The sequence below is a fragment of the Afipia sp. GW823-FHT06G09 genome (assembly GCF_058794875.1).
This window is the reverse complement of sequence record NZ_JBXAHF010000007.1, coordinates 1-26,963: the sequence shown is the minus strand read 5'-3', so window position 1 is coordinate 26,963 and position 26,963 is coordinate 1. Positions and strand designations below refer to the sequence as shown.

The window sequence follows — 26,963 nt, the reverse complement described above, 5'->3', positions numbered from 1 at the left end:
GCGCCATAGCGCAGCGCCTGACAACCACCTGATCCTTGGCAAACGTCGCAGGGCAATTCAGTCGGGCACCCGGCGCTCTCCGTCCCATTCTGCGAGGTAATTATGCACGTCGCTTGCGGCAATCGCTGCATGACCGAAGGCCACGGCGAGCTGGTTGATTTCATTGACGATATCGCCAATGGCATAGAGCCCGGAGATGGCAGTGCGCTGCTGAGAATCCACGATGAGATTGCCTAAGTCATCGCATTCGGCGCCCAGCTTGATTGCCAGCACCGAGCGCATGGTGCAGCCCATTGCAGGGTAGATGGTATCGAATGCAAGCTTTCTGCCGTCGGCGAGCCCAACACTTGCTTGATCGCCAGCAGCCCGGATTGAACTGGATACGCATTCTTCAACGTCAATCCCCGCCTTGGTAAGTTCCTTCCGCCCATTGGAATCGACCGTCGTTGCCCCGTCAGTCGCCAGCACCGTGATGTGATCGCTGAAAGTCCGCAGGAACAGCGCTTTTTTCAACGCATGTTCCACCGGGCCGATAACTGCCACCCGCTTGTTGATGACCTCATACGCATCGCAGATCGGGCACAAGCGCAGGGTGCCGGCTTCGATCATCCGGGACACGTCCGGACTTTCAGGAAGCGTATCGACGACGCCCGTCGCGATAAACACCGACCGCGCGCGAACGGAGTCCGACGCAGCGGCAACGAATTCGACTCCGGCGAGTTGGATGTCGTGGACCGTATCGTTCACAAGCTTGGCCCCGTACCGAACGGCTTGCGCTCTCATGCGATCAAGCAGATCGCCTCCCGTGATGCCGTCGGGAAACCCAGGGCAGTTGTGCGTCACCGGAATCCACCTCGCGCGGCTATTGTCGGCATCGATCACAATCACACGCCGCCGAAATCGACCGAGATAGGTCGCGGCCATCAGGCCAGCCGGCCCGCCACCAATGATCAGACAATCGAAGACACCGTCATCCAGAGCCATGTTCCGGTCGATCACTGTCGGAGCTGACATTGGATGCTTGCCTAGTAAGAGGATCCGCGATTACGGCATGAACGAAACGCCGCGTCAGCAGTTTGGTTACAAAGATGGACTGGTAGTGCGTCTTCCATGGAAACTGAGAGCCTCGAGGGCTATCTGGCGACAATTTGTTCGATGACAAGCTTTAACGCCGCCGGCAGGATCGCTGACGCATTCGATTCAGAGAGTCCGAGGCAGCTTCGTCGGCTCGAAGTAAGAATGATAAGCGTTAGCTCGCCCCAATTGACGACTAACGCACTCTTACCTCGATCGATCGGCGCCGTTTGATCTTATTTTGGGCGAGCGACGGGATGGACCAAACGTCACAATGATATAGATCGGTAGCTACCGGTCTCTCGTACGGCCGCCGAGAGTTTCATTCCATCTATGGTGTCTGGCATGTAAATGAAATCAGCCGGATCATCGGGCCTGTTTCTAGGATGGCGGAAGGTAGCCTCCAACGCCAAGCCGTACCAAGACTTTCATCCTCTTCGACCAGATTGAAACTCCCGTCAGCGGGCGCTTTCTCTCTAATTCACGCCGTCCCAGGCGTTTGCGGACAAATGCGCCTCGATTGACAGGGGCAATCAAACCTTGGCGGACGTGTTTGCACCGAGACTGACGGACTCAAGCGGACCAATCGCCGGTCCGCTCAAGACGCTGCCGTTGGGGGCAAAATGGGAGCCATGGCAAGGACAATCCCAACATTGCTCGATCGAATTCCAGTGAACGTGGCAACCAAGATGCGTGCAGACCGCCGAGTGCAAATGCAGCTTGCCGTCACGATCACGGCAGGCGGCAACCTTCCGCAGTCCATCGCGCACGATCCCACCTTCGCCCGGTTTGAGGCCATCGACGCTATCCAACTCCGCCGGCATTAGATATTCGGCGAAATTCTTGATCGCAGTCACATTCTCATTGATGTAGTTCATCACCCCTGCAACGGGCTTGCGCGAGGGCTCATAAACCTCCCGCCATGGGCTCTCCTTGCCGAGGATGAGATCGCGGAGCAGCATGCCGGCCAGCGCGCCGTGCGTCATCCCTTGGCCCGAGTCCCCGGTCGCGACATAGACTTTTTCATTGCCCGGATTGAAACCGATGAACGCGGAATAGTCGATGGTATCAAGAACCTGACCTGACCATCGATGGACTTCGTTGCCGAGCTCCGGGACGAGCGCCCGTATCCAGGCTTCGATTGCTTCGAAACGTATTGCGCCATCGTCGGCTTCGCCTGACTTGTGGTCGGCGCCTCCTGCAATCAGATAATCGACTGACCCGGGACCGGGATTGAGGCGTACATAGTGATAGGGATCAGCCAGATCCCAATAGAGCGCGTCGGGCAAGGTGCCTTTCGGCAGCGTGAAGGCCATGGCATAGGTCCGGTAGGGCGCCATTTTCGAATGAAGTGCGACCCGATCATTGATCGGTGAGTTCGTCGCAATAACAGCCTGTGCCGCGATCACCCGTCCTCGGTCGGTCGAGACAGAGACGCTTGCTTCCAACTCTTCGACCGTCTCGACTGGGCTTCCGGCAAATAGAAGGCCGCCTCTCTCCTCGATGGCGGCGACAAGGCCACGGATATATTTGAGGGGATGAAACGTGGCTTGGTCCGGATAACGAAGCGCAGGCGCTTTTTCAAATCCCCGAAGCGGTACGCCGGTCGCGCGCTCGACTTTAGCGCCGGCTTTGCGGACCGCGTCGAACTCCTCATCGAGTTGTTCGCGTGCCTCCTTGAAGTCCATGCCCGGAGCCGGGAAGAGGAGGGCGTCGAGCCTGCGGAAGTTGCAACGGATGCCGTTCTCACCCACGATTGCTTCGATACGGTCTACCGCGGCAGCTTGGCTCTCCTGAAAAAGCCGCGCCATTTCCTCGCCGCGCAGTTTTGTCAGCGAGGCGACGCCATCATCACAAATCGGCGCAAGATGGGCCGTCGTTCGCGAGGTCATTCCGCGTGCGATCGGCCCGCGATCCAGCACAATGACCTTTTGTCCCGATGCGGCGAGTTCGTATGCCGTCGAAAGTCCAGCGATGCCTGCTCCGACAACGACGGTGTCACAGCGAAGGTGCTCCTCGAGGCGTGGCCGCTCCAGCTCCTCTTCCTGCGCCATCCAGAGGGACCGCGTGGCTTCGAACTCCGCATTCATGGTCAACTCGCGGCCTTTGCGTTCACTTTCTTTCGCGCGATTCCGGTCAACTTTTCGTCCGCCGCCTTTTCTTCGTTGAGTGTCGTGGCAAGGAGTCGAGCGACCGCTTTCTTATCCAATTCTTCGGCCCACGCGATCAGCGTGCCGTAGCGCGTGATTTCGTAGTGTTCCACAGCTTGCGCAGCGGCGAGCAGCGCGGCATCGAGGACGGCTTTATCGTCGACCTCTCCGGCAACCTCGTTGGCCTCGTTGATGATGCCATCGATCGCAGGGCAGCTTGTCCCTTTGGGCGTTTCACCGAGCAATTCGAAAGCCTGCTCAAGCCGGGACACTTGTGCCTCCGTTTCCGCAAGATGACTTTTGAATGCAGCCGTCAACTCCCGGTTGGTCGCCTTCCCAATCATGTCGGGCAGAGCTTTCACAATCTGCTTTTCGGCATAATAGATGTCCTGGAGCACATGCAGGAACAGATCGTCCATCGAATGAATGTCTTTGCTAAAAAGGCCCATCGGGTTCTCTGCAGGTGCGATCTATACCTATTTCAAACAATGCCGGAGCGGCGCGCGCGTTCCACGAAGGCGTCGGGAATCTCCGCAACCGGCCCTAGGCGCGCCTCGTGAAAGCCAAAAGCGCGCCTGGCGTCGTGCCTCAGTCCCAGTAGGGGATGGCCGGCCGCGCAATCATCAGCCAAAAAATGCCAAGGACGGCAGCAAAGGCCGGGAAGCCAAAGGCGAACCATCGCCAGAACAGCTTGTGATACTCCGCCGGCAACGCAGTGGCTTTCCCGATCGCCTCCATGGCGAGCGTACGCATACGCATCTGCATCCAAACGACGGGCAGCCAGAAAGCGCCCGTCACGATGTAAAGGGCGATCGAGAGCGCGATCCAGCCGTCCCACAGCGAGTAGCCGCTCGACCACGCGAGCCAAATGCCCGTGACGGGTTGAAGGACTACGGCGCTCGCAGTGAACAGAAAATCCGCAAGCACCACGGTACGGGCGACGCCTGCGATCTCGCGCGGGTCGCCCCGTAGATGCGCCACCAGCATGAAGAAGGCGATGCCGGCACCGGTTCCTAGCAAAACCGCCGCACCGATGATGTGAAGATACTTGACCAAAAAGTAGACCATCAGCGGTCCTCCCGGATCGCCATGGCGACAAGGTTCAGCATCAGGACCGGCCAGATTTTCAGCATCGGCCCGAGCGGATCGCTCCAAAGACGTGGCACCAGCAAAGTCCCAACGACGACATAGACCAGCGAGATGATCAGTGCCGCCCATAGGCCGACGCGGCTGAGAGGCCGGTAGAGAATGCAGCAGCCGATGGCGATATCCGCGAGAGCGCCGGCCACGAGCGTAACTGTGCCGAACCGCTCCGGAAGCCCTCCCTCGCGCAGCAACGACATACCGTATTCATATCCCGGGCCGAGCGAGATCACCCCCGTCGCGATCCAGAACAACCCGAATACACCAAACAGAAGCGGCTTGATGGCGTAGAGTTGCGCGAACCAACGCTCCTGGACGGAGGCCGGTTCGCGCCTCAGCGTCTCCTCCACATCGCGCGGGACCAACCCCATCACCTGCTGCCAGGATGCCGGATCCCCTGTGGCTCCGCGTCGCATCTCAGCCTGCGCGGTGCTGTTGACCGGAGGTCGCCATCCGAAGGCCCATGCCACGTCGCCGAGGCGAAAGAGTGCGCCGGCGACCGGGGCCGGGACCGAAAAGGACCAGGCCGGCCGCCATCGTAACCAGCGCCGGAACATTCCGACCGCGGCGTCGAAGCTCATTTGCCTCGGGCCGGCGAGATCCAGCGCCTGACGCGTGGGCGCGTTGGGCTGCAGGAAAAACACGACCGTCTCGACCACGTCGTCGAGATGCACAGGCTGGATAGGGGCTGTGTCGGGCAGCTTCGGCAGGAAGGGAAGCGCCGCCAGTCCGCGAAGCAGCGCGCTGCCACCATAGGCGGCGCGGCCGATCACCACGGATGGCCGCAGCACGATCCAGTCGAGGTCGCGCGCCATGAGCGCAGATTCGCCGTCCCGCTTGGTGCGGGAGAAGGCACTTGGGGTGGCGCAGTCGACACCGACGGCCGAGACATGAATCACTCGCCGCACCCCTTGTGCCTCGCAGGCGGCATACAACGCATCGATGCCAACGACATGCACGCCCTCGGGGGATTGGCCGGCGCTATCCTGCAACGCGCCTGCAGCGTTGATCACTGCATCGATTCCTCCCAAGGCCGAAAACCAGTCCACTGGCCGCACAGCTTTGGCGATGTCCAGGCGGATGTGTTTTGCGCCAGCATTCCTTCCACGCGAAACCGTCACGCATTCATGACCGTCGGAGCTGAGACGTGCCACGAGCGCTGAACCGATGAAACCGGTGCCACCGAGGACGAGGATGCGCATGGCCGCTACTCCCTGGTCCTTGTTGCTGCACGGCGATATCGCAGTGTGCGCAGGAGCTCTTCGAGATAGGGCAGCACCTCAAGTAAGGCGGTCAGCGCCAACATGGTCGCGATGTAGACAACCGGCAGCGGGGCCTCCTTCCACCGGAAGGAGAAGTCGGGCGTCCCGGCTCCAAACAGGGCGGCGAAGGCGGTCCAATAGAGTGCGATGACGAGCAGAAGTCCCATCAAGGGCAGCATTTCAAGAAAGCTGTGAACATGCTGTTCGGTCGGCGTCACTTCCCGTGTCGCAGCAGCATAATGAACGTCCCAAATCGCGGTCGCCTCATGCAAAATCAAGCAGATGATCATCAGAAGAATGACGCCGGAGGTGATTTCAAAGAACAACGCGGCCAAGACTGGCACCGCCATTTCGGTGAACTGTAAGATATGCAATGCCGATTCCTTCCAGCCGCTTGTCTGTTCAATGCGGGCAGCTCGGTGGCACAAATAGTCGGCGAAGCCCGCGGCCAGCCAAAGGGGAAGCACGAAATACATCAGCATGCCGCGCAGAGTGACGTCTGTCTCCACGGCCACCTCGGTCAAAGGGTTATGACGGGCAGTTTGCTCGGAGTTCGAACAAAATTCCGCTTAAGTAAAAGCGATCCAGTTGGCTGAGAGTTCCCGAGCGCCAACGTCGAAATAGCATCTTAGTGGTGTAACGGCGCGACAAAGCCAAAGGTGCGAATTTTGCCGCCTGCTGGGCTGTTCGGGTCCGGGGCGTGTCCCACCAGAACCAGATCAGTCCGGTGCCTCGTCGAACCTACCAGAGAATGAGATGTCATGTCGGACCAGAATTAAGCGATATCCGAGATCGACTGCGTCGAGCACGGTGGACAGTACGCAGACATCGGGTTCCGAGCCGGGGACGATCAGCGCGTCCACGCTGCGCTCGGTCAAATGTCCCAGCAAAGAAGAGTCTGCGAACGCCGGCTACCGTGTCTTGTCAACGACTATGGCGGGCGGAGCGAGGGCCTTCAAGCTCGGCATTGGCTCTAGCAAGCTCGTATCGAGCCGCGCTCGCGTCGCCAGTGTCCTCTAACTCCGCTGGGCGTAAGAGGCACCATTCGCAAAACACGGATCGCTTCGCTATTGGGGTTTGTCGTGCCGCGGCACCACTGAACCCGAGACCTCGCGGTCGTCGCCCAGGTGACGCATTTGTGTCGTGAGGACACACTGGACACCGTCCGGGGCATATATCAATGCGACGTCACCCGCGAAGTCTTGGGCCAGGACATTCTCGATGATGCGCGATCCAAATCCTTTTCGCGGCGAACCACCAACGCTCGGCCCGCCCGTTTCAAGCCAACAAAGCTGAAAACGATCGTCCGTTCCACGGCGGCCGGCCGCCCACCCGAGCCGCACCGCTCCCGCGTCGGTGGAGAGGGCGCCGTATTTCAAGGCATTCGTCGCGAGCTCGTTGATCGACAACGCCAGGGTCAGCGCTTGGCGCGCCGAAAGCATCACCCGCGGGCCTTCGATCTGAAATCGTCCGTTTCCGGTACGGAAAGGCGTCAGAGCTTCCTCGACGACATCCTTCACTGATGCTTCGGCGAAGGTGGAACGGGTAAGAATGGATTGAGCTTGTGACAACGCTCCAATGCGGAGCATAAGCGCTTCGCGCGCTGCTTCATCCGACATGCTCGAACGCAGGGTCTGATTGACAATCGCCGAAACGACAGCGAGCGTATTCTTTATCCGATGTTCGAGCTCCCGGTTGAGAAGGCGCGCCTGACGCTGCGCTTCGACGGTGCTTGTCGTCTCGATGACGGTATCGATGATTCCGCGTACAATGCCCTGATCGTCTCGAATTGGACTGTAGCAGAAGGTAAAAAACGCCTCCTCAGGATATCCGTACCGCTCGATCTCAAGCGGAAAATCCCGAATGAAGATCGCTTCGCCAGCAAAGGCGCGTTCGGCGATCGGTCCAATTTCAGCCCAAGCCTCACTCCAGATGTCGCGAAAGGAACGGCCAAGCGCTAGCGGCTTATCCCCGAGGATCGGCTGAAATGCGTCATTGGGAATCGAGATCAGATTGGGGCCCCAGACGACACATTTCGGGAATCGCGAATTGAGCGCCATGCTTACGCAGGTCTTAAGCGTCGGCGGCCACGTATCAGGCGCGCCCAATTCGTGGCATGACCAATCGATCGTCCTAATGGCTTCCGCCATCTCGCCGCCGCCGTCCAGAAAGTGAACGGATCGTTCGTTTGCCATCGCCCCTGCCGTTGCATGCCCATGGGGGCGAAGCTTTTTCGCACGAAACCGATGAATCACCAAGCATTTGCCGCGAAGATCAGGGAACGATCGGGGTGGGAAGGCGTTTCCGACACTAATCCCAGATCCCAGGAAATCTTGCCGTGGCGCCGCGCTCGTTCTGGAAAGGTTATCTCAAGCTGTCACTCGTGACGTGTCCAGTGGCGATGATGCCGGCTACCAGCGAGAACGAGAAGGTCCGCTTTCACACGCTGAACGAGAAGACCGGAAATCGCGTCGTCAGTCAGTACGTTGATGCCGTGACCGGCAAGCCGGTCGACGAAGACGACGAGGTGAAGGGCTATCCGCGCGGCGAAAACGATTTCGTGCTCTTGGAGGATGACGAGCTTGAGGCTGTCGCGCTCGAGAGCACGCGCACGATCGACATCGACATGTTCGTGCCCGCCGACAGCATCGAGTGGATCTGGTACGATAAGCCTCACTACCTCGTCCCGAACGATGCCGTCGGCGAAGAGGCGTTTTCTGTCATTCGCGATGCGATGGAATCGACCGGGATGGTCGGCGTCTCGCGACTTGTCCTCTATCGCCGCGAGCGCGCCGTGATGCTCGAGCCGCGCGACAAGGGGATCGTGCTCTGGACCTTACGCTACGGTGATGAGGTGCGAGACCCCAATGAGTATTTTGGGAAGATCGGTGACGGGAAGCTCGATGCCGGCTTGATGAAGTTGGTGACGCGTTTGATCGAGGAGCGAAGTGCGCCGTGGAATCCCGATATGGTCGGAGACCCGGTCCAGGCGAAGCTACTTGATATCATTGCCGCTAAGAAGAAAGGCCGAAAGCGGCCCGCCAAAGCAAAGGCGGAGTCCGAAGCTCCGCCCAGCAATGTCATTAACATCATGGACGCGCTGAAGAAGAGCATCTCATCCGAGAGCAAGGCCAAGAGTCGGTAGGCTCAGCGCGATCTCAAGAAAGCAGACGCGGTCATTCTGCCGAACTGGCCACGAGATAGGCAACCGTCGCGAGGCCTCCGAGCGCGCCGCGGCCAGCGTGCAGCGTTCCCCATCGCCGGAGCAAAGCCTGCGTCTCCTCGGACGCGGCCTTGGATACCAGTTCCCTATTCACCGGCATGATAAGGAGCAAGGTATAGGGCCAGTTGGCGAGGATGAGCGGCGCGCCAAGCACCCCAGAGGAGGTGGCCACTTTGCCACCACGCGACCAGGCCGAGAGCGCCCGCGGCCGCGGCAAGGCTGGCCTGCATCGCATATCCCGTTCATAGGCTGGACCCCATTGGGCGAGCGCGGGGGCTGGGCTCGGCAAGGCTGATATAGATCGCTGCGCCAAAGAAAATAGCGGCGAGCGTGAGAGCGAGAAGGCCGACCATCTATGCAGCCCGCCTGCGCCGCGCGGTCCCGGTTGCCAACGGCACGGCGGCGGCGCGGAAGCCGTCCCACGGATCACCCGTAAGCGCGGCGAGGCGTGTCGGCATGTTTTCAACTGTGAAATAGGCCGGCCCGATGCCCGGGCCGAGTTCGTCCCAGCTCAGAGGCGCAGAGACGGCCGCACCTGGCCGCGCCCGGGTCGAATACGCGGCGACCGCTGTCGCGCCTCGCTGATTGCGCAGATAGTCGACGAGGATCTTGCCCCGGCGCTTCGCCTTGGTGATCGTCGATACAAAGCGGTCGGGATCGTCTGCGGCCATCGCATCGGCCAGACCCTTGGTGAAGGCCTTGACCGCGGGCCAATCGGCTTTCGGCTTCAAAGGCGCGACGACGTGCAGACCCTTGCCGCCCGATGTCTTCACGAAGGCCGCCAGTCCCGCATCTGCGAGCCGTTGCTTAACCTCCTGCGCGGCGTCGATCACCGCCTGCCAGGTGACGTCCTCGCCGGGATCGAGATCCATGACGATCATGTCGGGACGCTCCCAGTTGGCGACCGTCGAGCCCCACGGGTGAATTTCCAACACCGCCGACTGAACAAGCCCGAGCAGGCCATCGAGATCGTTGACGCTGATCAACGGTTCTTCCGCAGGCTCTCTTGGGTCCTTCACCAACACGATGTTCGGATTGAGCCCCTTCCAGGCGTGCTTCTGGAAAAACTTCTCGCCAGTGATGCCGCTCGGGCAGCGGAGAAGGGCAAGTGGGCGACCGACGACGAACGGCGCGATGTGGCGCCAGATTTCTGTATAGTAGTCGGCCAGCCCTTCCTTGGTGACGCCTTCGTCCGGCCAGTAAAGCCGGTCCGGATGCGTGAGCTTGACGGTGCGCCGTTGCGGCGGCGGCGCCTTCGCACCAGACTTTGGTATCTCCCGAATGATCTCTTGCGCGGCCTTGTCCTCGCGCAGACCTCGGAACGAGGCGTGGCGCAGATGGCCGTCCGCCGTCCAGGCCCTGAACTCGACCTCAGCCACCATCTCGGGCCGGACATATTTGACCTGGCGCGCCTCCTCCGATGTCAACCGCTCGCCGAACGGGCTGGACGTGACACGAAGCCGGTCGAGCTTCCGAAACAGGTCTTCCGCGACCGCGCCGGTAAATCCGGTGCCCACCCGTCCGACATGGTGAAGCACGCCGCCGTCATATACTCCGAGCACGAGCGAGCCGATCGCCTTGCGCGAAACCGTTGACGGCACGAAGCCGGCAATGACGAATTCCTGGCGGGCCGAGCATTTCGATTTGATCCAGCTCTTGGCGCGTCCGGTTCGATAAGGCGCATCGCGCAGTTTCGAGATGACGCCTTCGAGGCTAAGGCGACAGGCATGACGCAGCACCAACGCGCCATTCTCGTCGAAATGACCACTGTAACGGACGATGCCGTCCGAGGTGGAGACCACCTGCTCGAGCAAAACCTTCCGCTCGATCAGCGGCAGCGCGCGTAAGTCATAGCCGTCGAGATAGAGCAGATCGAAGACATAGAATGCGAAGCGATCGCTGCGACCTTCGCTGAGGTCGGCCTGTAACGCGGAAAAATCGGAGGCGCCGGCATCGGTTTCGACGACGAGTTCGCCATCGACGATCGCGGTGCCGACCGGCAGGTCCTGCAGAGCTGCGACGACCGCCTTGCCGAACTTCTTCGTCCAATCGAGCCCGCTGCGCGTCAGCAGTTTCACGCGGCCAGCCTCGATCCGCGCCTGGAGTCGATAGCCGTCGAATTTGATCTCGTGAAGCCAGCGATCGCCAGATGGCGGGGCGGCGGCGAGCGTCGCCAGCATCGGCTCGACGAAACCCGGCATGGAGGTCTTCTTGGCGCCCTTGAGTTTCGACGGATCGGGACTGACAGCCCGTTCGGGCTGGGATGGCAGGTCCACCTTGGCGCTGGGCGGGGGCTTCGTGGCTTTTCTGATCCGCCCCGTCTTCGACGACCAGCCGGGCGCCTCGCCGGCCACATCCGAGACCTGCCGGCCTGTCTTCACGGATTCCGGCCGTTCGTCCAGAATATCGTCTTGCCCGTCTGGACGCGCGAAGGCGTCGTCGCCCTTGATCAGCAGCCAGTTCTCGCGCTTCTCACCGGGCTTGCCGTGCATACGCACGAGATGCCAGCGACCGCCGAGCTTCTCGCCCTGCAGCTCGAAATCGAGATGTCCCTTCGCGTACCCTTTGCGGGCATCGCCGATCGGCGACCAGGTTCCGCGGTCCCACACGATCACGGTACCGCCGCCATATTCACCTTTGGGGATGGTCCCTTCGAAGTCCCCGTATTCCAGCGGGTGATCCTCGCCATGGACCGCCAGACGCTTCTCGCCGGGAATCAGACTCGGCCCCTTGGTGACGGCCCAGCTCTTCAGGACGCCATCCATCTCCAAGCGGAAATCATAGTGAAGCCGTGTGGCGTCGTGCTTCTGAATGACGAAGCTGCTGCCGCTCTTGCGGGCTCGTCCACCCTTCGGCTCCGGCGTCGTCGAGAAATTGCGCTTCTTCCGGTAGGTCTCGAGCGCCATCGTCAGCTCGCCTTCCGGCGCGGCGCGGCGGCGCGCGACGTCGATGTCGCCTTTCTCTTGGCGGTCGATTTCGCCGCGGCCTTCTTCTTGCCGAGGCCAGCGCTTTCGCGGAGCGCCGCCATCAGATCGACGACCTTCTCGCTCTTCGGCTCCTTGCGGACTTCGATCTTCTTGCCCTCGAGTTTTGCCTTCACGAGATCGGCAAGGGCGCTCTCATAGCGGTCGTCGAATTTCGAGGCGTCGAACTTGCCCTTCTTGGTCTTGATGATGTGTTCCGCGAGCTCGAGCATCTCCCCTTTGATCTTCATCGCAGGAATGTCGCTGAAGGCCTCCTTGGCCGAGCGGACTTCGTAGTCGAAATTGAGCGTGGTCGCGATCAGCCCGTCGCCGTGCGCTCGGATCAGGAGTGTGCGGACGCGCCGGAACAACACGGTTTGCGCGATGGCGGCGACCTTCTTCTTGCGCATGCCCTCGCGAATAAGCGCGAAGGCTTCCTCCGCCATCTTGTCGGCCGGCGCGAGATAGTAAGGCTTGTCGAAATAGACATCGTCGATATCGCCACAGCCGATGAAGGCGGATACTGAGAGCGTCTTGTCGCTATCGGGCACGGCCGAGGCCACTTCCTCAGGATCGAGCACGACATACTCGCCCTTGCTAACCTCGTAGCCCTTGACCTGTTCATCCTTCTCGACCGGCTTGCTGGTATCGCTATCCACGAACTGGCGGCGCACGCGATGGCCGGTCGCGCGGTTGATCGTGTGGAAAGCAATCCGTTCGGAGGTTGAGGCGGCCGTATAGAGAGCGACCGGGCAGGCGACTTCCGCGACCTTCAAAAACCCCTTCCAGTTCGCCCTTGGCGCCACGCGATGCCCTCACTCATTACAGCCGCCCGGCACAAATCGCGGCCCATGCGAACGCGACGAAGAGAATTTCGGCGGATAAATCGGCAGAAGCAGCAACGCGGAAAACAAGGGATTCGTTCCGTCGCAAGGGCCTCTGACCGGCAACGGCGCGGCGAAGCCACGCTCGGCGCTCCGGTTCCCGAGGCCTTCCTAGTTCCCGCTTGAGGCGCTCACGACTCGGATTGACTCTGAAGCCAGAGAAGAACAAACATAGAACATATCAAATGCGGAGAGCGTTGCAAGGACATGAGTACGTCCGCCCCCCGATCAGTCGTGTCCGAGCTCCGGGCACGCATCGCCCGGCTCGAGGGCAGGACCGCGCAGCAGCGCGCGGTCCTGCCCTTTGGCGTGGCGGCGATCGACCGGATTCTTCCGGAAGGAGGGTTGCTGCGCGGGGCGCTGCATGAGGTCGCCGGCGGCGGCAACGGCGCCGTGGACGGCGCGGCCGCCGCGCTGTTCGCCGCCGGCGTCGCGGCGCGCAGCGGCGGCAAGGTGCTGTGGTGCGTGACGCGGCCCGATCTGTTCGCGCCGGCGCTGGCCCAGGCCGGCCTCGCGTCTGGTCGCGTCGTCTATGTCGAGTGCGGCGACGAAAAAGCCCTGCTCGCCTGTTTCGAGGAAGGGTTGCGGCATCCCGGATTGGGCGCCGTCGTCGCCGAGGTGTCGCGGCTTTCCATGACCGCCTCGCGCCGGCTCCAGCTCGCGGCCGAGGCCTCCGGCACGCTCGGCATCGCGGTCCGGCGCTGGCGGCGGCAGACCGAGGCGGCGGATTTCGGCATGCCGACGGCGGCGACGACGCGATGGCGCGTGTCGGCCGTGCCGTCGGCGCCGCTGCCGGTCCCCGGCGTCGGGCGGCCGCGCTGGCTGCTCGAGCTCATCCGATCGCGCGCCGGAGAATGCGCCGACTTTGTTGTGGAGGCGTGTGATGACCAGGGTCGTCTCGCTCTTCCTTCCGATCTGGTCCACGGACCGGCTCAGAAGGATGTTGGGCGACGCCGCGCCTCCGCCTGAGACGCCGCTCGTTCTTGTCGGCCGAGAGGGTCGACGTCGCGAGATCGTAGCCGCCGATGCGGCCGCGCAGCGCGCCGGCCTGCGCGTCGGCATGGCCGCCAGCAAGGCGCAGGCGCTGGTGCGGGATCTCGTCATGCGCGACGCCGAGCCGGACGCAGACCTCGCGGCGCTCGACCGGCTCGCGCTCTGGGCGCTGCGCCGCTATTCGCCGATCGTCGCGGCAGACCCGCCCGACGGCCTCGTCATCGAGGCGACCGGCGCCACCCATCTTCACGGCGGCGAGGCCGCCATGCTCGCCGATATGGTGGCGCGCCTGAAAGCCGCCGGCCTGTCGGCGCGCGCGGCGATGGCCGACACCTGGGGCGCCGCGCATGCGCTCGCGCGCTTCGCCGCGCGGCCGACGATGGTCGTTCCCGCTGGCGAGAGTGCCGCGGCGATCATGTCGCTGCCGATCGCGGCATTGCGGCTGCCGACTTCGACCGTCGACAGCCTGCGCCGGCTCGGCCTCGACCAGATCGGCGACCTCGAGCGCACCCCGCGCGCGCCGCTCGCGCTGCGCTTCGGCTCCGACATCGGCCGCCGCCTCGACCAAGGGATGCGTCGTCTCAGCGAGCCGATCGACCCGATCCGGCCGGCCGAGATCGCCGAGGTGCGGCGGCAATTCCCCGAGCCGATCTCGGCGGCCGAGACGATCGCCCGATACATCGCCAAGCTGGTGAGCGAACTTTGCATCCTGCTCGAGGCGCGCGGGCAGGGCGCCCGGCGCCTCGACCTTCTCTATCACCGCGTCGACGCGCGGATGGTGGGGGTCCGCGTCGGCACCGCCTTGCCGGTGCGCGACGCCAGGCGGCTGACGCGGCTCCTCACCGACAAGATCGAGACCATTGATCCCGGCTTCGGCATCGAGCTTATGCGGCTCGCCGCGACGAACGCCGAGCCCCTGGACGCGAAGCAGACCATCTCCGATCTCGCCGCGCCGCCGGACGCCGACATCAGCGATCTGATCGACACGCTGTCCAATCGCATCGGGAGCGAGCGGCTCTATCGCATCCTCCCGGTCCAGAGCGACGTGCCGGAACGATCGGTCGCCCGCGCTTCGCCCGCTTCGCCCGACGCCGGCGCGTCCTGGTCGGGATCGTGGCCGCGGCCGGTGCGGCTCCTCGCCTCGCCCGAGCCGATCGAGACCGTGGCGCTTCTGCCCGATCATCCGCCCGTGACATTCACCTGGCGCGGCGTGCGCCGGCGCGTGAAGCGCGCCGATGGTCCGGAGCGGATCTTCGAGGAATGGTGGCGCAGCGAGGCCGAGCTCGACGCCGTGCGCGACTACTTCCGCGTCGAAGACGAACAGGGCGAGCGGTTCTGGATCTATCGCGCCGGCGACGGCGAGCACGGTGAGACCGGCTCGCAGCGCTGGTATCTGCACGGAATCTTCGGATGAGCGGGCCGCGCTATGTCGAGCTGCAGGCGACCTCGCACTTCTCGTTCCTGCGGGGCGCGAGCTCTTGCGAAGAGCTGTTCGCGCAGGCGGCCATGTTCGGCATCGAGGCGCTCGGCATCGTCGATCGCAATTCCTTGGCCGGCATTGTGCGCGCGCACGAGGCCGCCAAAGTGACAGGCGTGCGCCTAATCGTCGGCTGCCGCCTCGACCTCGTCGACGGCTTCTCGCTGCTGGTCTATCCGACCGACCGCGCCGCCTATGCGCGCCTTTGCCGCCTGCTGTCGGAAGGCAAGCGCCGCGCCGGCAAGGCGAAGTGCCACCTCGAATTGCGCGATGTCGTCGCCTATGGCGAAGGCCTGATCGCCATCCTTCTTCCGGATAACGCCGATGAACTCTGCGCCGAGCGGCTGCGCCGCTTGCGGGAAGCCTTCGGCGATCGCGGCTACCTCGCATTGACGCTGCGACGCAGACCGAACGACCAGCTCAGGCTGCACGAGCTGGCGAATCTCGCAGCGTCGCTGCATGTCGAGACCGTCGTCACCAATGACGTTCTGTTTCACGAACCGAAGCGGCGCATCGTGCAGGATGTCGTCACCGCGATCCGTCACAACATGACGATCGACGCGCTCGGCTTCAGGCGGGAGCGGCATGCCGATCGCTTTCTCAAACCTCCCGAAGAGATGCACCGCCTGTTTGCGCGCTACCCGGAAGCGCTCGCCCGCACGGTCGCGATCGCGAAACGCTGCACCTTCTCGCTCTCGGAACTCGAATATCAATATCCGGAAGAGCGTACGATGCCGGACCTCACGCCGCAGGAGGCGCTGGAGAAGTTCACATGGGAGAGCGCCGCGGAGCGTTATCCCGAGGGCGTTCCCGACAGGGTACGCAAGATCCTCGCGCACGAGCTCGCGCTGATCCGCACGCTCGATTACGCCCCGTATTTTCTCACCGTCAACGCGATCGTGCGTTTCGCGCGATCGAAAGGCATTCTCTGCCAGGGCCGCGGCTCGGCCGCCAATTCCGCCGTGTGCTACGTGCTCGGCATCACCTCCATCGACCCGGACCGCAACGACCTGCTGTTCGAGCGCTTCGTCAGCGTCGAACGCAAGGAGCCGCCCGACATCGACGTGGATTTCGAACACGAACGACGCGAGGAGGTGATTCAGTGGGTCTATGAAACCTATGGACGCGATCGGGCGGCTCTGTGTTCGACTGTGATCCGCTACAGATCGAAAGGGGCGCTGCGCGACGTCGGCAAGGCGCTGGGCCTGACAGAAGACACGATCAAGATGCTATCGGGCCAGGTCTGGGGCTGGTCGCGAACCGGCATCGAGGACAAGCACGCCGCCGACCTCAACATGAATCTCGGCGACCGCCGCCTGCGCCTCGCGCTCGAGCTGGCGCGCGCGCTGATCGGCACGCCGCGCCATCTCAGCCAGCATCCCGGCGGTTTCGTCCTGACGCGCGACAGGCTCGACGACCTCGTGCCGATCGAGCCCGCGGCGATGCCGGGACGACAAGTGGTCGAGTGGGACAAGGACGACGTCGACGCGCTACGCATGATGAAGATGGATTGTCTGGCGCTCGGCATGCTGTCCTGCATGAAGCGCGCCTTCGATCTCCTGTCGGAGCACAAGGGCGTCGCGCTCGATCTCGCGACCATTCCCGCCGAGGACCCGCGTACTTACGCCATGATCCGGCGCGCCGACACGCTCGGCGTGTTCCAGATCGAGAGCCGGGCGCAGATGAGCATGTTGCCGCGGCTGAAGCCGCGCACCTTCTACGATCTCGTCATCGAGGTCGCAATCGTGCGGCCGGGGCCGATCCAGGGCGACATGGTCCACCCTTATCTGCGCCGGCGCGAGGGCAAGGAGGACGTCGTCTATCCGACGCCGGAGCTCGAGGCCGTCCTCGGCAAAACTTTGGGCGTGCCGCTGTTTCAGGAACAGGCGATGCGCATCGCGATCACGGCGGCCGGCTTCACGCCCGGCGAAGCCGACCAGCTCCGCAGGAGCATGGCAACCTTCAAACACACCGGCGGCGTCTCGGCCTTCAAGGACAAGCTTGTCAACGGCATGATCGACAACGGCTACGCCCGCGATTTCGCCGAGAAGACGTTCTCGCAGCTCGAGGGCTTTGGGAGTTACGGTTTTCCTGAAAGCCATGCCGCGTCGTTCGCGCTGCTGGCCTATGCCTCGTCCTGGATGAAATGCCATCACGCGGATGTCTTCTGCGCGGCGCTCCTCAATGCGCAGCCGATGGGGTTTTATGCGCCCGCGCAAATTGTTCGCGATGCGCGCGATCATGGCGTCGAAGTGCGCCCCGTCGACGTCAATCTATCCCGATGGGATTGCACCCTGGAGCCGACCGAGCATGAGGACCGCTTCGCGGTCCGCCTCGGCATGCGCATGGTGCGCAGCCTTGCCAATGGCGACGCAGCGCAGATCATCGCCGCGCGCGGCGATCGGCCGTTCTCATCGGTCGATGATCTGTGGCGCCGCGCCGCCGTACCGGCCGCGGCGCTCGTTCACCTCGCCGACGCCGACGCCTTTCGTCCGGCTTTCGGCCTTCCGCGGCGCGATGCGATGTGGGCGATCAAGGCGCTGCGCGACGAGCCTCTGCCGCTGTTCGCCGCAGCCGCGGCGCGCGAGGCGAGGACCATTGCGGAGATCGACGAGCCGGCCGTCGCGCTGCGCCCCATGAAAGCCGGCGGCGAGGTGGTCGAGGATTACGGCCATGTCGGCCTGACGCTGCGCGCCCATCCGCTCTCCTTCCTGCGCGCGGACCTCTCGCGCCGGCGCGTCGTCACCTGCACCGAGGCGATGACGTCGCGCGACGGCCGCTGGCTCGAGGCCGCCGGCCTCGTCCTGGTGCGACAGATGCCCGGCAGCGCCAAAGGCGTGATGTTCGTCACGCTGGAAGACGAGAGCGGCATCGCCAATCTCGTCATCTGGCCGCAGGTCTTCGAGCAATACCGGCGCGTCGTGCTGTCGGCCGGCATGCTCTCGGTCCGCGGGCGGATTCAGCGGGAAGGGGAGGTGGTGCATCTCGTGGCGCGCCACCTGTCCGATCTTTCGGGCGAGCTCGCCAGCGTCGGCGAGCGCGACGACGCCTTCCCTCTCCCGCATGGCCGCGGCGATGAACTGCATCACGGCAGTCCGACTCCCGATCGGCGCGGCCTGCCGAAGGGCCCGCAGCCGCGCAACCTCGGCAATACATACGGCCATATCGACCAGATCCGCGTGAAGACGCGGGATTTCCGGTGACGAAGGATCTGGAAAGCGAGGGGTTTGCTTTCAAGCCCGCAGCAACGGGTGCTACAGCCACAATATGACAGATACTCTGTTTGCCATTGCCCTGGCGGTCGTGGCGCTCTTCTATTCAGCGGTGGGACAGGCCGGCGGCACCGGCTATGTCGCCGTGATGGGCTTGACCGGCTTCGATCCTGCGACGATCAAGCCGACCGCTCTCGCGCTGAATGTGCTGGTGTCAGCGATCGGATGCTTTCGCTTCTATCGCGCCGGCATGCTGACCTGGCGCACCGTCTATCCGTTCGCCGTGCTTGGCGCTCCCTTCTCGCTGTTGGGCGGCGCGCTCCATCTGCCCGCGTCCGTCTATATGCCTGTCGTGGGCATGTTGTTGCTCATCGCCGGGGTGCAGATGCTTCGCTCCGTGAGAGCCGCCTCGACGCTCGACCAGCAAGCGCCTGTCGTCCCGCCATTCCTCCCGTCGCTTCTGGTCGGAGGCGCCATCGGATTGGTGTCCGGCGTGACGGGTGTCGGCGGCGGAATCTTCCTCGCGCCTGTCGTGCTTGCGATGCGCTGGACCGAAACAAGGACCGCCGCCGCCATATCGGCAGTCTTTAACCTTCTGAACTCGGCGGCTGCTCTGCTCGGCGCATGGGCGACGATGCCATCTCTGCCGACGCAATTGCCGATCTGGCTGGCCTGTGTCGGCCTCGGCGGGCTTGTCGGATCGTGGCTGGGCACGCAGTATCTCAAGCCGGGTGCGCTGAGGCTGGTGCTGGCAGTTTTGCTGTTGGCCGCTGCAGCGCGCATGATCGCGGCGGCCGTCTGACTCCATTGCGTTCTCCGGCTTCCAGGCGCCGACCGCGTTGAGCCAACTTCAATGGTGATGTCAGGTCGCAAGGGGCGGACCAGGTGAAACCCCAAGCAACGCTGGGCGTTCAGGTCTAGCATGGACGTCATCGAACCCCTCAAGCGCATGGCCGAAAAGGCGACTGGCATCGGCATCCCGAGCCGGGAGGACGCGCTCGCCTGCGTCCGGGACGCCCGTCCCGCGCGAATGATTTTTCCCGACGATGGCTATATCCCGAACAATCCGAAATTTCCGCTCCTTCACTATGCCAAGGTCCTGCGCTTCCGGCGCAAACACGATCCTGCCGCTGTCCTGGAGAAGGTGTTCAACGTGAACGGCTGGGGCGAGGCCTGGCGCAACGGAATTTACGACTACGTCCACTATCACTCGATGATCCATGAGGCGCTGGGGATCGCTCGTGGCTCTGCCACCCTCCGGCTTGGCGGCAACAAGGGCAAGACGGTTAAGGTTGGCACGGGCGACGTTATCGTCGTTCCGGCCGGCGTCGGCCACGAATGCCTCAAGGCGAGCGCGACGTTCCTTGTCGTTGGCGCCTATCCGCCGACCGGCACCTACAACGAGTGCCGCGGCAGCTTTCAGGAGCGCGATCAGGCGATGAAGGCCATCCGCCGCGTCGGCGTGCCGAAGCAGCATCCGCTTTACGGAAGCCAAGCGCCGCTCTGGTAGGCGGTGTCGCTTCTAGGTGTTTCCCCACATGCCACGCATGCGCGCCTTCATGTCGATCGGCGTCCGCGTCGACCGCGCAGCAGCACTCGCCGCTTGAGCACGCGGCCAGTATCGGCTCTGGAAGTGTTTCGTGATGGCGTTCGGGATGAAGCGCGTGCGCTGCGCATAGACGTGGCGATCACCGAGGCTGCGCTGGCCATGCGTGAAGAACCGCTGCGGGACCATCAGATGAAGCTGATCCTTGGCCCGCGTCATGGCGACGTAGAGAAGCCGGCGCTCTTCCTCGATCTCCGGCGTCGAGCCGACGCCGAGGTCGGACGGAATGCACCCATCGACCACGTTGAGGACGAACACCGACGACCATTCCTGGCCCTTGGCGGAATGAATGGTCGACAGGATCAGATAGTCCTCGTCGAGCAGCGGCGGACCGGCCTGGTCGCTGGTCGCGTCCGGAGGGTCGAGCGTCAGTTCGGTCAGGAAGCGTTCGCGTGTCGGATAGCTTGCCGCGATCTGCGCGAGCTGGGTCAGATCGGCCTGCCGTTGCATCGCGTCCTCGTAGCGTTGCTCCATGAACGGCAGATACCAGCGGCAGGCGAGATCGAGCTCGGACGGCCATCCGGCTGCGCCCAGATGCAGCGTGCTCATGGTCTCGACGAACTCCTGCCAATGTGCGGCCGCTGCAACCGGAGGGCGGAAGCCGTGCAATCCAGCCGCCGCGCTCCCGCTCTCGGCGATACTGTCGAGTAGCTTCGCAGCCGTGCCCGGACCGATGCCCGGCAGGAGCTGAGCGACACGGAAGCCGGCGACGCGATCGCGCAGATTGTGCGCCCAGCGCAGCACCGCGAGCACATCCTTGATGTGCGCCGCCTCGAGGAATTTGAGGCCGCCGAACTTGACGAACGGGATGTTGCGGCGGGTCAGCTCGACTTCGAGCGTTGCGCTGTGGCTTGATGTGCGGAACAGCACCGCTTGGGATTTCAGGCGCTGGCCGGCTTCGCGATTGCCAAGGATGCTTTCGACGATGTAGCCAGCCTGCGCCATGTCGTCAGCGACGTTGACCAGCGCGGGGAGATCGGACGACGCGCGATCGGACCAGAGGTTCTTGGTGAAGCGTTCCGAGGCGAGGTCGATGACCGCGTTGGCCGCGGCGAGGACCGGCTGCGTCGAGCGATAGTTCTGCTCGAGCGTGATTAGCTCAGCCTTCGGCGTGAAGTGGCCGGGGAAGTCGAGAATGTTGCGCACGGTCGCCGCCCGAAACGAATAGATCGACTGAGCGTCGTCGCCGACGACGGTGAGGCCGCGGCCGGTCGGCTTGAAGTTGAGCAGGATCGAGGCCTGAAGCCTGTTTGTGTCCTGATACTCGTCGATCAGGACATGTCGAAGCGGTCGGCGAGATCGTCGGCGAGCGCCGGCGCCATCATCATCTGCGCCCAGTAGAGCAGGAGATCGTCGTAATCGAGCACGTTCTGCTGCTGCTTGGCCTCGACATAGGCGCCGAAAAGCCGCTGCAATTCGACTTCCCATTCGGCGCTCCACGGGAAGACGCCGCCGAGCACGTCCCCGAGCGGCGTTTCTGCGTTCACCGCGCGCGAATAAATCGCCAGGCAGGTATCCTTCATCGGGAAGCGCTTCTCCATTTTCGAGAAGCCGAGATCGTGCCGCACGAGATTCATCAGGTCGGCCGAGTCTTCGCGATCATGGATCGTGAAGGCCACGTCGAGGCCAATGTCCGCCGCGTATTCGCGCAAGAGCCGCGCGCCGATCGCATGGAATGTTCCCGACCAGGTCAGCGCATCGGCCATCGCGCCCGCATTCGGTCCGAGCGCCTTCGCCATGATCCGATCGACACGACGCTGCATCTCGACCGCGGCGCGCCGCGAGAAGGTCAGCAGCATGATCCGGCGCGGGTCAGCGCCGGAGACGACAAGGTGCGCGACACGATGCGCCAGCGTGTTGGTCTTGCCGGAGCCGGCGCCGGCGATGATCAGCAGAGGCGGGGCGTCAGCCAGTACGTCGCAGCCGTGCTCGACCGCGCGCCGCTGCGCCGCGTTCAGCCCGGCGAGATAGCCGGTGCTATCTGCGTCTGATTGGCGTGCCGTCCTGACCTGCTGCAGCATTCCCGCTTGCCCCGAATCTTGAGCCTATAGTACAAATCATGAACAGCCGTTTAAGTCGACCGAATTTGCGGCCCGTCCGATCAACCTCACCGCCATCGGTCGGTCTGCGAATTCTTCGCGATCTCGATGACTCTGCTGCGGCCCGGTAAGGGCGCTGCGCGCTGGCCGATGAAGATGTTCGGAAATCCGCGATTCGGCGGTCTACTCTGCGAGCCGGTTCGCGGATTAGCAGTCGATCAGAGGATGCCCCATTTCGGCGGCGCGCATTTTCCGCTATGCCCACGTCTACCCGGATATGCCGAGCATGATGACTACATCGCAGGCACAGGCTGACTCACAACCGGACGCGCGCCCGCCGAGCAAACCGACGCCGCTCGATTCATATGTGACTGCGAGCGGAGCTCACGTCGCGAAATCGGTGCATGCGGAATTGGGAGGCAGACCCGCGCCGTTCGGCCGTTGGTCGTGGCGCTCGATACCGGCTCCCGGAACGAAGCTCGGCCAGTTCAGATGGATGTGGCGCGTCTATTTTCTATGCCGCTTTCTGAATGCCGGCGGCATTCTCGTCGTCGTCGGACGTCGGAGCTTCGGGAGAGCTCGGCTGCTTCAGCAATTCCCGCTCAGGATCGTCGATCACTCTCGCGTGGGCGCCGTGAAGAATGCGCCTGTCACACGCGCCGATCTCGCGCTCGGCCCGCTCATCATAGACGAGACCGCTGCACATGATCGCGGCGACGTGCTGCACGTCATCAGCTACGAGACCGCCGCAAAGCGCGGCCTGGTCCTGGTCTTTCCCGACGCCGAGACGTTCCGGGACTATGAGATCGGAAGCTACATCGCCGACCAGAAGGTGCGTTTTCTGGAACTAGACGGAGGCTGACCGCTTCGGCCTGCTCCCCAATAGTGTCCACGAACAGCGAATCGGGCCAGATTGCGCGGCAATCGTCACGCAGGGAGAAGCCGTGATGACGGAGTCCGCAGCAACGATTGAGTGGTCGGGCGACCCGCTTCTCGCGCCATTCGCATGGCGGGCGAGTCGTGACGTCCTGGTGCCGACCGACATCTTTGCTCCAGACGTCTATCAGGGATTCCAGGACAAACTCTTCGCCGTCATGGCGCTGTGTCCCCAGCATCGGTTCCGCCTCGTCACCGACTTCCCCGAGAAATTCCATGCCTATGTCGACACCATCACCAACGATCGCAGCGAGTGGCTGACCTGGCGGGTCGAGGCGTCCTTCGTGCTGCGCGATCTCGGTCGCGAACATGAGGCGACGGGGCACGGGCCGGTCTGGCCGCTGAAGAACGTCGCGCTGGCGGATTTCAGGCGATCTCTCAATTGACGACGGTCGCGCCGAGGCCGAGGCAAGCGACCGTCAGCAGAAGGTCCGCCGCGCATTAAAAGCGTCGCGCAACTCCTGATTTTCGTACCATTTCCATATCACAGTCGCGCCTGTCGTTTCTCAAAGGCGGCGTCAATATTTCCTATCGGAGCGGCATTCCCAATGAAAGTTCTAAGCGTTCTTCGCGTCCTGCCTTTTACGGCCCTCGCTCTGGCCAGCATTTGGGCTGCCAATCGGGCTCCCGATGGTCGCCGTCCCCCACAGATGGACTTCACGGTTACGCTTGAGGCAATCGCCAATGCCCTGACCAAGGTGCCGCATATAGCCTCTATGGCCATGCTGTTCGTTCTCGCCGTACTCGCAACCGGCTACTCGCGCATTTGGCTTGCTGTCGTGCTGACTTTTCTTGTCGGCGTAAGCTGGGAGCTCGTTCAGACCACGGTAATCGGCCACAATCCCCGTGTTGTTGACATCTTCCCCAACCTCGTTGGCATTGCCGTCGGTTGGATCATCGTATCCGTGTCGGTTTTCCTCTGGAGCTCAGGCCGTTCGCGCTTGGCGCAGAACTCCTGACTGTTGCAACAAAACCTGCTCTGAGAAATCGGCAAGCTGCCGCCCTGCGGTTGGGTCTCATAGTCTCGGCCAAGTCGAAGACGGCATCCCGCATCGCCTAGTCCGATCCAGCACGCACCATCGCCACGTCGAGCGATCCCGCCGGCAATGGCTGAAGCAGCTCCGCCTCGGGCTTGCTCAGATGCAGCCAGGCGGACCAGTCCTCCGGCTTCAGGATGACGACCTGCCGATTGTGATAGGGCGCGATGTCCTCGCCGGGCGACGTCGTGAGCATGGTGAAACTCGGCGGATGGTTGCCCTGGCCTTCGCGCCAGAGCCCGGCGATCGCCGTGATCGGCGAGCCCTTCAGGGCGAAGCGATATTTCGCCTTCGGATATTTCTTGCCGACGAACTCGAAGAAGGCGCTGCTGGGGATGATGCAGCGGTTGCTGTTGTCGAAGCGCCGGCCCTCCGATCGGAAATTGAACACGGGACCGCCGCGGCCTGACGGCGGGAAGCTGAAATTCATCGAGGCGAGCTCGACGTGATTGCCCGCGGCGCGCATCACCGGGCCGCGATCGTTGATCTTGATGTCGTTGGCGTCCGGCAGATCGAGCTCGGTCTGTTGCGTCGGGACGCCCAGCTCCTGGTCCTGCATCATCTTGCAGTATTCCTGCCAGCGGACGTGCTGTTCGTAATTGTTGCACATAGGCCCCAATGTAGGGGCTTATCGGCGCTCAGACGAGATGGCGTCTCCCTGCAGGACCGCGCCGGCGGCTTGCGCTGAAGCCCCTCTCGCGCGGGTCTTCACCCTTCGGGCTTTCGTCGCTGACGCGGCTATAAGGGCAACGAGCGTGAGACGATCGGGACGTATGCGCTATTCGGTCGGATTCCAGATCACCGCGAACTCGTCATCGCTCTCCGATCCAGCAGCGCGGCCGAGATTGGCGAACAGCTTGCGCGGGCCGAACTCGGGCGCCGAGATCGAGATCGACACATAGTCGGCCCCGGTTTCCTTGCCCTGGCGAATCCACGCGCCGCCGATTTCCGCGCCATTGGCATAGACCCGAAAATCCGGCTGGTCGCTGTCCGGCTTCTTCTCCTTGTTCGGCATGATCTTCAGCGCCGCCGAGATCGAGAGCGTCCGCAGCGTGCCGCGATAGGAGCCGTCGTCGAGCTTGTTGACGTAGCCGATTGCGGGCATGGGCGTTCTCCTCTCTGCGGCGAAAGCATCGCCGGTCGTTTGCGCCGAGCGTCGGCCAGCATGAGGTCGGAGCGCGCGGATCGCACCCCGGCGGATTTGCCGGGTCCGGGATGGTCATGACGCCACCCCGCTGGCGATGGTCTCGGAGCTGGTCGACCGGGAGAGGCGGCCGGCCGGGTGGGGCAGGCCGTGGCAGCCGAGGGGATCGTCTGTGCGTGGCTGAAATGTCATCCGGCGAGGGGACATGCCCGCTCTCAAATGGGCTTTCCCTTGGTCCGGGACCGGCCTTCCACGATCAACCCACGAGGGGTTCGCTACGCAAGCGTGCGACCGTCTCCGGCTGCGCCTTCGAGGTGATCGCGGCCGCTCACGGACACTTCGGACGCCTGTCGAGCGGGACGGTCCCGCTCCCGAAGACAGGAGCCTCGCATGTCGCACAATCTCGATCTCGCCCAGAACCACGCCTGGGATCTCGCCCGCACCCTGATGGTGCCGGTTATCCTCTTCCAGTCCGACGACGCCTTCGGCGTCATGGTCGCCAGCGAATATGACGGCGACGAGGACAGCATCGTCCACGAATACGATCCGTGGGGCCCGGCTCATTGAGCCGGGCGTCCGCGCCCTGCTGCCGCTTGCGCCTTGACGGGCGCAAGGGAGGCTGCGCCGCGCCGATGCCCCGGCAATTCCGACGGCTTGTCATCGCGCCCTTGCACCCGGCAGGCTTCGCGGCCGGTCGGCGGGGTCCCGCGCATGGCGGGAAAAGCGAAGCCAACCGAGGAAAGGGCTGGACATCGCCGGCATGGCGGGTTCGGCATAGGGTCATGGAGAAGAAGAACATCGACGAGCTGCGCGGGAAGGTGCCCTGCGCGGCCATTCTGGAGAAGGCCGGATTCAAGGTCGATCTGAAGGAGAGCACCCGCAAGGCGGTGAAGTACCGCCGCGGCGACGGCGAGATCGTCATCGTCATCCATGACGGCCGCGGCTGGTTCGACCCCATGTCGGAGGCCAAGGGCGACATCTTCTCGCTCGCCGAGCATCTCGGCGCGGACGGTTTTCCGGATGCGCTGAAGCAGGTCGCCGATCTCGTCGGCTTCACGCCGACCGAGCCGGCCTGGAAGCGTCCGGTCCGCCAGAAGCCGACCGCGCCGCTGGCCCGCCGCTGGGCCGGGCGGCTGAAGCCGCGGCCCGGCTCGCCGGCCTGGCGCTATCTCGCCGAGACGCGGGCCATTCCCGATCACCTCATCCAGGAGGCGGTCGATCAGGACGTGCTGCGCGAGGGACCGCACGGCAGCATGTGGGCGGCGCATACCGACGAGTCCGGCGCCGTCGCCGGCTGGGAGGAGCGCGGCCCGGAATGGCGCGGCTTCGCGACGGACGGGTCGAAGGTGCTGTTCCGGCTCGGCGCCGCCGCTCCGAAGCGCGTCTGCATCACCGAGGCGGCGATCGACGCCACCAGCCTCGCCGCGATCGAGGGCCTGCGCCACGGCTCGCTCTATGTCAGCACCGGCGGCGGCTGGTCGCCGGCGACGGAGACAGCCATCCGCGCGCTCGCCGCACGGCCGGACATGCTGCTCGTCGCCGCGACCGACAGCAACCTGCAGGGCGATGTGTTCGGCGATCGCATCCGCGCCATCGCCGGGGAAGCCGGCTGCGGCTACGACCGGCTGCGGCCGTCGCGCGACGACTGGAACGAGGACCTGCAGGCGGCCTTGCGCCCGCGTCGCTGACCGCCCGGGCGGCGAGCGAAATCCCAAGAAGGATGGAGAGGGAAAGAGTGCTCGCTGCCGCATGCCCGGCCGGCGCGTCAAGGGAGGCTTCGCCCGCGTGCCGCGGCCCTTGACCCGCCGGACCGGAGAGGC

General features: G+C 63.6%; 22 protein-coding genes and 4 pseudogenes. 11 read left to right on the top strand and 15 right to left on the bottom strand.

Annotation, left to right across the window (positions count from 1 at the left end; genetic code table 11):
* Positions 1-57: 57 nt before the first annotated feature.
* The 8 genes and pseudogenes from AC1Q67_RS24375 to AC1Q67_RS24340 all read right to left on the bottom strand — a co-directional run bounded on the left by AC1Q67_RS24375 (position 58) and on the right by AC1Q67_RS24340 (position 7,824).
* Positions 58-984 (bottom strand): NAD(P)/FAD-dependent oxidoreductase, encoded by a 927-nt coding sequence (locus AC1Q67_RS24375; RefSeq protein WP_492237735.1) that lies wholly within the window; start codon positions 982-984, stop codon positions 58-60.
* 623 nt (positions 985-1,607) lie between these two features.
* Positions 1,608-3,164 carry an FAD-dependent oxidoreductase gene (locus AC1Q67_RS24370; protein ID WP_492237733.1) on the bottom strand — a complete coding sequence of 519 codons (1,557 nt, stop codon included), beginning with the start codon at positions 3,162-3,164 and terminating at the stop codon, positions 1,608-1,610.
* A gap of 2 nt (positions 3,165-3,166) precedes the next feature.
* Positions 3,167-3,673, bottom strand: a complete 507-nt coding sequence (locus AC1Q67_RS24365; protein WP_492237731.1) for a YciE/YciF ferroxidase family protein — start codon at positions 3,671-3,673, stop codon at positions 3,167-3,169.
* A 139-nt stretch (positions 3,674-3,812) separates the two neighbouring features.
* Positions 3,813-4,292, bottom strand: a complete 480-nt coding sequence (locus AC1Q67_RS24360; RefSeq protein WP_492237729.1) for a DUF2269 family protein — start codon at positions 4,290-4,292, stop codon at positions 3,813-3,815.
* The gene (locus AC1Q67_RS24355; RefSeq protein WP_492237728.1) at positions 4,292-5,569 is read right to left on the bottom strand and encodes an SDR family oxidoreductase; all 1,278 of its coding nucleotides are present in this window, start codon (positions 5,567-5,569) and stop codon (positions 4,292-4,294) included. The genes AC1Q67_RS24360 and AC1Q67_RS24355 overlap by 1 nt, the downstream gene beginning before the upstream one ends.
* Positions 5,570-5,574: 5 nt before the next feature.
* A complete protein-coding gene (locus AC1Q67_RS24350; RefSeq protein WP_492237726.1) occupies positions 5,575-6,138 on the bottom strand; it encodes a diguanylate cyclase in 564 nt (187 codons plus the stop codon).
* 210 nt (positions 6,139-6,348) lie between these two features.
* Positions 6,349-6,525: pseudogene (locus AC1Q67_RS24345) on the bottom strand (isochorismatase family protein); the annotation flags it as partial.
* Between the two features lie 171 nt (positions 6,526-6,696).
* Entirely contained in the window at positions 6,697-7,824 is a 1,128-nt protein-coding gene (locus AC1Q67_RS24340) for a sensor histidine kinase (RefSeq protein WP_492237724.1), read from the bottom strand.
* A gap of 143 nt (positions 7,825-7,967) precedes the next feature.
* On the opposite strand from AC1Q67_RS24340, the gene ku (AC1Q67_RS24335) reads away from it, so the two are divergent.
* On the top strand, positions 7,968-8,774 hold the full coding sequence (gene ku / locus AC1Q67_RS24335; protein ID WP_492237722.1) for a non-homologous end joining protein Ku: 807 nt from the start codon (positions 7,968-7,970) through the stop codon (positions 8,772-8,774).
* Positions 8,775-8,805: 31 nt separating this feature from the next.
* On the opposite strand, the pseudogene AC1Q67_RS24330 reads toward ku (AC1Q67_RS24335), so the two are convergent.
* The 3 genes and pseudogenes from AC1Q67_RS24330 to ku (AC1Q67_RS24320) all read right to left on the bottom strand — a co-directional run bounded on the left by AC1Q67_RS24330 (position 8,806) and on the right by ku (AC1Q67_RS24320) (position 12,621).
* A pseudogene (locus AC1Q67_RS24330) lies at positions 8,806-9,205 on the bottom strand (anthrone oxygenase family protein).
* Entirely contained in the window at positions 9,206-11,758 is a 2,553-nt protein-coding gene (ligD, locus tag AC1Q67_RS24325) for a DNA ligase D (RefSeq protein ID WP_492237720.1), read from the bottom strand. It lies immediately after the preceding pseudogene.
* Positions 11,759-11,760: 2 nt separating this feature from the next.
* Positions 11,761-12,621 carry a non-homologous end joining protein Ku gene (ku, locus tag AC1Q67_RS24320; protein ID WP_492237718.1) on the bottom strand — a complete coding sequence of 287 codons (861 nt, stop codon included), beginning with the start codon at positions 12,619-12,621 and terminating at the stop codon, positions 11,761-11,763.
* Between the two features lie 285 nt (positions 12,622-12,906).
* Here ku (AC1Q67_RS24320) and AC1Q67_RS24315 point away from each other — a divergent pair, with 285 nt between their 5' ends.
* From AC1Q67_RS24315 to AC1Q67_RS24295, 5 genes are all read left to right on the top strand, one after another.
* A complete protein-coding gene (locus AC1Q67_RS24315; protein ID WP_492237716.1) occupies positions 12,907-13,668 on the top strand; it encodes an ImuA family protein in 762 nt (253 codons plus the stop codon).
* Positions 13,583-15,106 carry a Y-family DNA polymerase gene (locus AC1Q67_RS24310; RefSeq protein ID WP_492237714.1) on the top strand — a complete coding sequence of 508 codons (1,524 nt, stop codon included), beginning with the start codon at positions 13,583-13,585 and terminating at the stop codon, positions 15,104-15,106. The genes AC1Q67_RS24315 and AC1Q67_RS24310 overlap by 86 nt, the downstream gene beginning before the upstream one ends.
* A complete protein-coding gene (locus tag AC1Q67_RS24305) occupies positions 15,103-18,372 on the top strand; it encodes an error-prone DNA polymerase (protein WP_492237712.1) in 3,270 nt (1,089 codons plus the stop codon). Before AC1Q67_RS24310 ends, AC1Q67_RS24305 begins: the two co-directional genes overlap by 4 nt.
* Before the next feature lie 64 nt (positions 18,373-18,436).
* A complete protein-coding gene (locus AC1Q67_RS24300) occupies positions 18,437-19,183 on the top strand; it encodes a sulfite exporter TauE/SafE family protein (RefSeq protein WP_492237710.1) in 747 nt (248 codons plus the stop codon).
* A 120-nt stretch (positions 19,184-19,303) separates the two neighbouring features.
* Entirely contained in the window at positions 19,304-19,891 is a 588-nt protein-coding gene (locus AC1Q67_RS24295) for a cupin domain-containing protein (RefSeq protein ID WP_492237708.1), read from the top strand.
* A gap of 137 nt (positions 19,892-20,028) precedes the next feature.
* Here AC1Q67_RS24295 and AC1Q67_RS24290 read toward each other — a convergent pair.
* Both AC1Q67_RS24290 and AC1Q67_RS24285 read right to left on the bottom strand, forming a co-directional pair.
* Positions 20,029-20,518: pseudogene (locus tag AC1Q67_RS24290) on the bottom strand (3'-5' exonuclease); the annotation flags it as partial.
* A 171-nt stretch (positions 20,519-20,689) separates the two neighbouring features.
* Positions 20,690-22,008, bottom strand: a pseudogene (locus tag AC1Q67_RS24285) (ATP-dependent helicase); the annotation flags it as partial.
* A gap of 304 nt (positions 22,009-22,312) precedes the next feature.
* Here AC1Q67_RS24285 and AC1Q67_RS24280 point away from each other — a divergent pair.
* The 3 genes from AC1Q67_RS24280 (at position 22,313) to AC1Q67_RS24270 (ending at position 23,921) form a co-directional block, all read left to right on the top strand.
* Complete coding sequence (locus AC1Q67_RS24280) at positions 22,313-22,888, top strand: hypothetical protein (protein ID WP_492237707.1); 576 nt, start codon at positions 22,313-22,315, stop codon at positions 22,886-22,888.
* An 85-nt stretch (positions 22,889-22,973) separates the two neighbouring features.
* Complete coding sequence (locus AC1Q67_RS24275) at positions 22,974-23,348, top strand: DUF5131 family protein (RefSeq protein ID WP_492237705.1); 375 nt, start codon at positions 22,974-22,976, stop codon at positions 23,346-23,348.
* Between the two features lie 162 nt (positions 23,349-23,510).
* On the top strand, positions 23,511-23,921 hold the full coding sequence (locus AC1Q67_RS24270) for a VanZ family protein (protein ID WP_492237703.1): 411 nt from the start codon (positions 23,511-23,513) through the stop codon (positions 23,919-23,921).
* Between the two features lie 97 nt (positions 23,922-24,018).
* On the opposite strand, the gene AC1Q67_RS24265 is transcribed toward AC1Q67_RS24270, so the two are convergent.
* Both AC1Q67_RS24265 and AC1Q67_RS24260 read right to left on the bottom strand, forming a co-directional pair.
* Positions 24,019-24,609, bottom strand: a complete 591-nt coding sequence (locus AC1Q67_RS24265; RefSeq protein WP_492237701.1) for an SOS response-associated peptidase — start codon at positions 24,607-24,609, stop codon at positions 24,019-24,021.
* 168 nt (positions 24,610-24,777) lie between these two features.
* Positions 24,778-25,104 carry a DUF736 domain-containing protein gene (locus AC1Q67_RS24260; RefSeq protein WP_492237699.1) on the bottom strand — a complete coding sequence of 109 codons (327 nt, stop codon included), beginning with the start codon at positions 25,102-25,104 and terminating at the stop codon, positions 24,778-24,780.
* Between the two features lie 429 nt (positions 25,105-25,533).
* Between AC1Q67_RS24260 and AC1Q67_RS24255 the strand changes: the two genes are divergently transcribed.
* Complete coding sequence (locus AC1Q67_RS24255) at positions 25,534-25,710, top strand: hypothetical protein (protein WP_492237698.1); 177 nt, start codon at positions 25,534-25,536, stop codon at positions 25,708-25,710.
* Between the two features lie 215 nt (positions 25,711-25,925).
* A complete protein-coding gene (locus AC1Q67_RS24250; RefSeq protein WP_492237696.1) occupies positions 25,926-26,831 on the top strand; it encodes a DUF3991 and toprim domain-containing protein in 906 nt (301 codons plus the stop codon).
* Positions 26,832-26,963 lie beyond the last annotated feature (132 nt).

Coding starts and splice junctions, on each gene's coding strand:
- AC1Q67_RS24375 (WP_492237735.1), bottom strand. CDS start 984: ATGGCTCTGGATGACGGTGTCTTCGATTGTCTGATCATTGGTGGCGGG.
- AC1Q67_RS24370 (WP_492237733.1), bottom strand. CDS start 3,164: ATGAATGCGGAGTTCGAAGCCACGCGGTCCCTCTGGATGGCGCAGGAA.
- AC1Q67_RS24365 (WP_492237731.1), bottom strand. CDS start 3,673: ATGGGCCTTTTTAGCAAAGACATTCATTCGATGGACGATCTGTTCCTG.
- AC1Q67_RS24360 (WP_492237729.1), bottom strand. CDS start 4,292: ATGGTCTACTTTTTGGTCAAGTATCTTCACATCATCGGTGCGGCGGTT.
- AC1Q67_RS24355 (WP_492237728.1), bottom strand. CDS start 5,569: ATGCGCATCCTCGTCCTCGGTGGCACCGGTTTCATCGGTTCAGCGCTC.
- AC1Q67_RS24340 (WP_492237724.1), bottom strand. CDS start 7,824: ATGGCAAACGAACGATCCGTTCACTTTCTGGACGGCGGCGGCGAGATG.
- ligD (WP_492237720.1), bottom strand. CDS start 11,758: ATGGCGCTCGAGACCTACCGGAAGAAGCGCAATTTCTCGACGACGCCG.
- AC1Q67_RS24315 (WP_492237716.1), top strand. CDS start 12,907: ATGAGTACGTCCGCCCCCCGATCAGTCGTGTCCGAGCTCCGGGCACGC.
- AC1Q67_RS24310 (WP_492237714.1), top strand. CDS start 13,583: ATGACCAGGGTCGTCTCGCTCTTCCTTCCGATCTGGTCCACGGACCGG.
- AC1Q67_RS24305 (WP_492237712.1), top strand. CDS start 15,103: ATGAGCGGGCCGCGCTATGTCGAGCTGCAGGCGACCTCGCACTTCTCG.
- AC1Q67_RS24300 (WP_492237710.1), top strand. CDS start 18,437: ATGACAGATACTCTGTTTGCCATTGCCCTGGCGGTCGTGGCGCTCTTC.
- AC1Q67_RS24295 (WP_492237708.1), top strand. CDS start 19,304: ATGGACGTCATCGAACCCCTCAAGCGCATGGCCGAAAAGGCGACTGGC.
- AC1Q67_RS24280 (WP_492237707.1), top strand. CDS start 22,313: ATGATGACTACATCGCAGGCACAGGCTGACTCACAACCGGACGCGCGC.
- AC1Q67_RS24275 (WP_492237705.1), top strand. CDS start 22,974: ATGACGGAGTCCGCAGCAACGATTGAGTGGTCGGGCGACCCGCTTCTC.
- AC1Q67_RS24270 (WP_492237703.1), top strand. CDS start 23,511: ATGAAAGTTCTAAGCGTTCTTCGCGTCCTGCCTTTTACGGCCCTCGCT.
- AC1Q67_RS24265 (WP_492237701.1), bottom strand. CDS start 24,609: ATGTGCAACAATTACGAACAGCACGTCCGCTGGCAGGAATACTGCAAG.
- AC1Q67_RS24260 (WP_492237699.1), bottom strand. CDS start 25,104: ATGCCCGCAATCGGCTACGTCAACAAGCTCGACGACGGCTCCTATCGC.
- AC1Q67_RS24255 (WP_492237698.1), top strand. CDS start 25,534: ATGTCGCACAATCTCGATCTCGCCCAGAACCACGCCTGGGATCTCGCC.
- AC1Q67_RS24250 (WP_492237696.1), top strand. CDS start 25,926: ATGGAGAAGAAGAACATCGACGAGCTGCGCGGGAAGGTGCCCTGCGCG.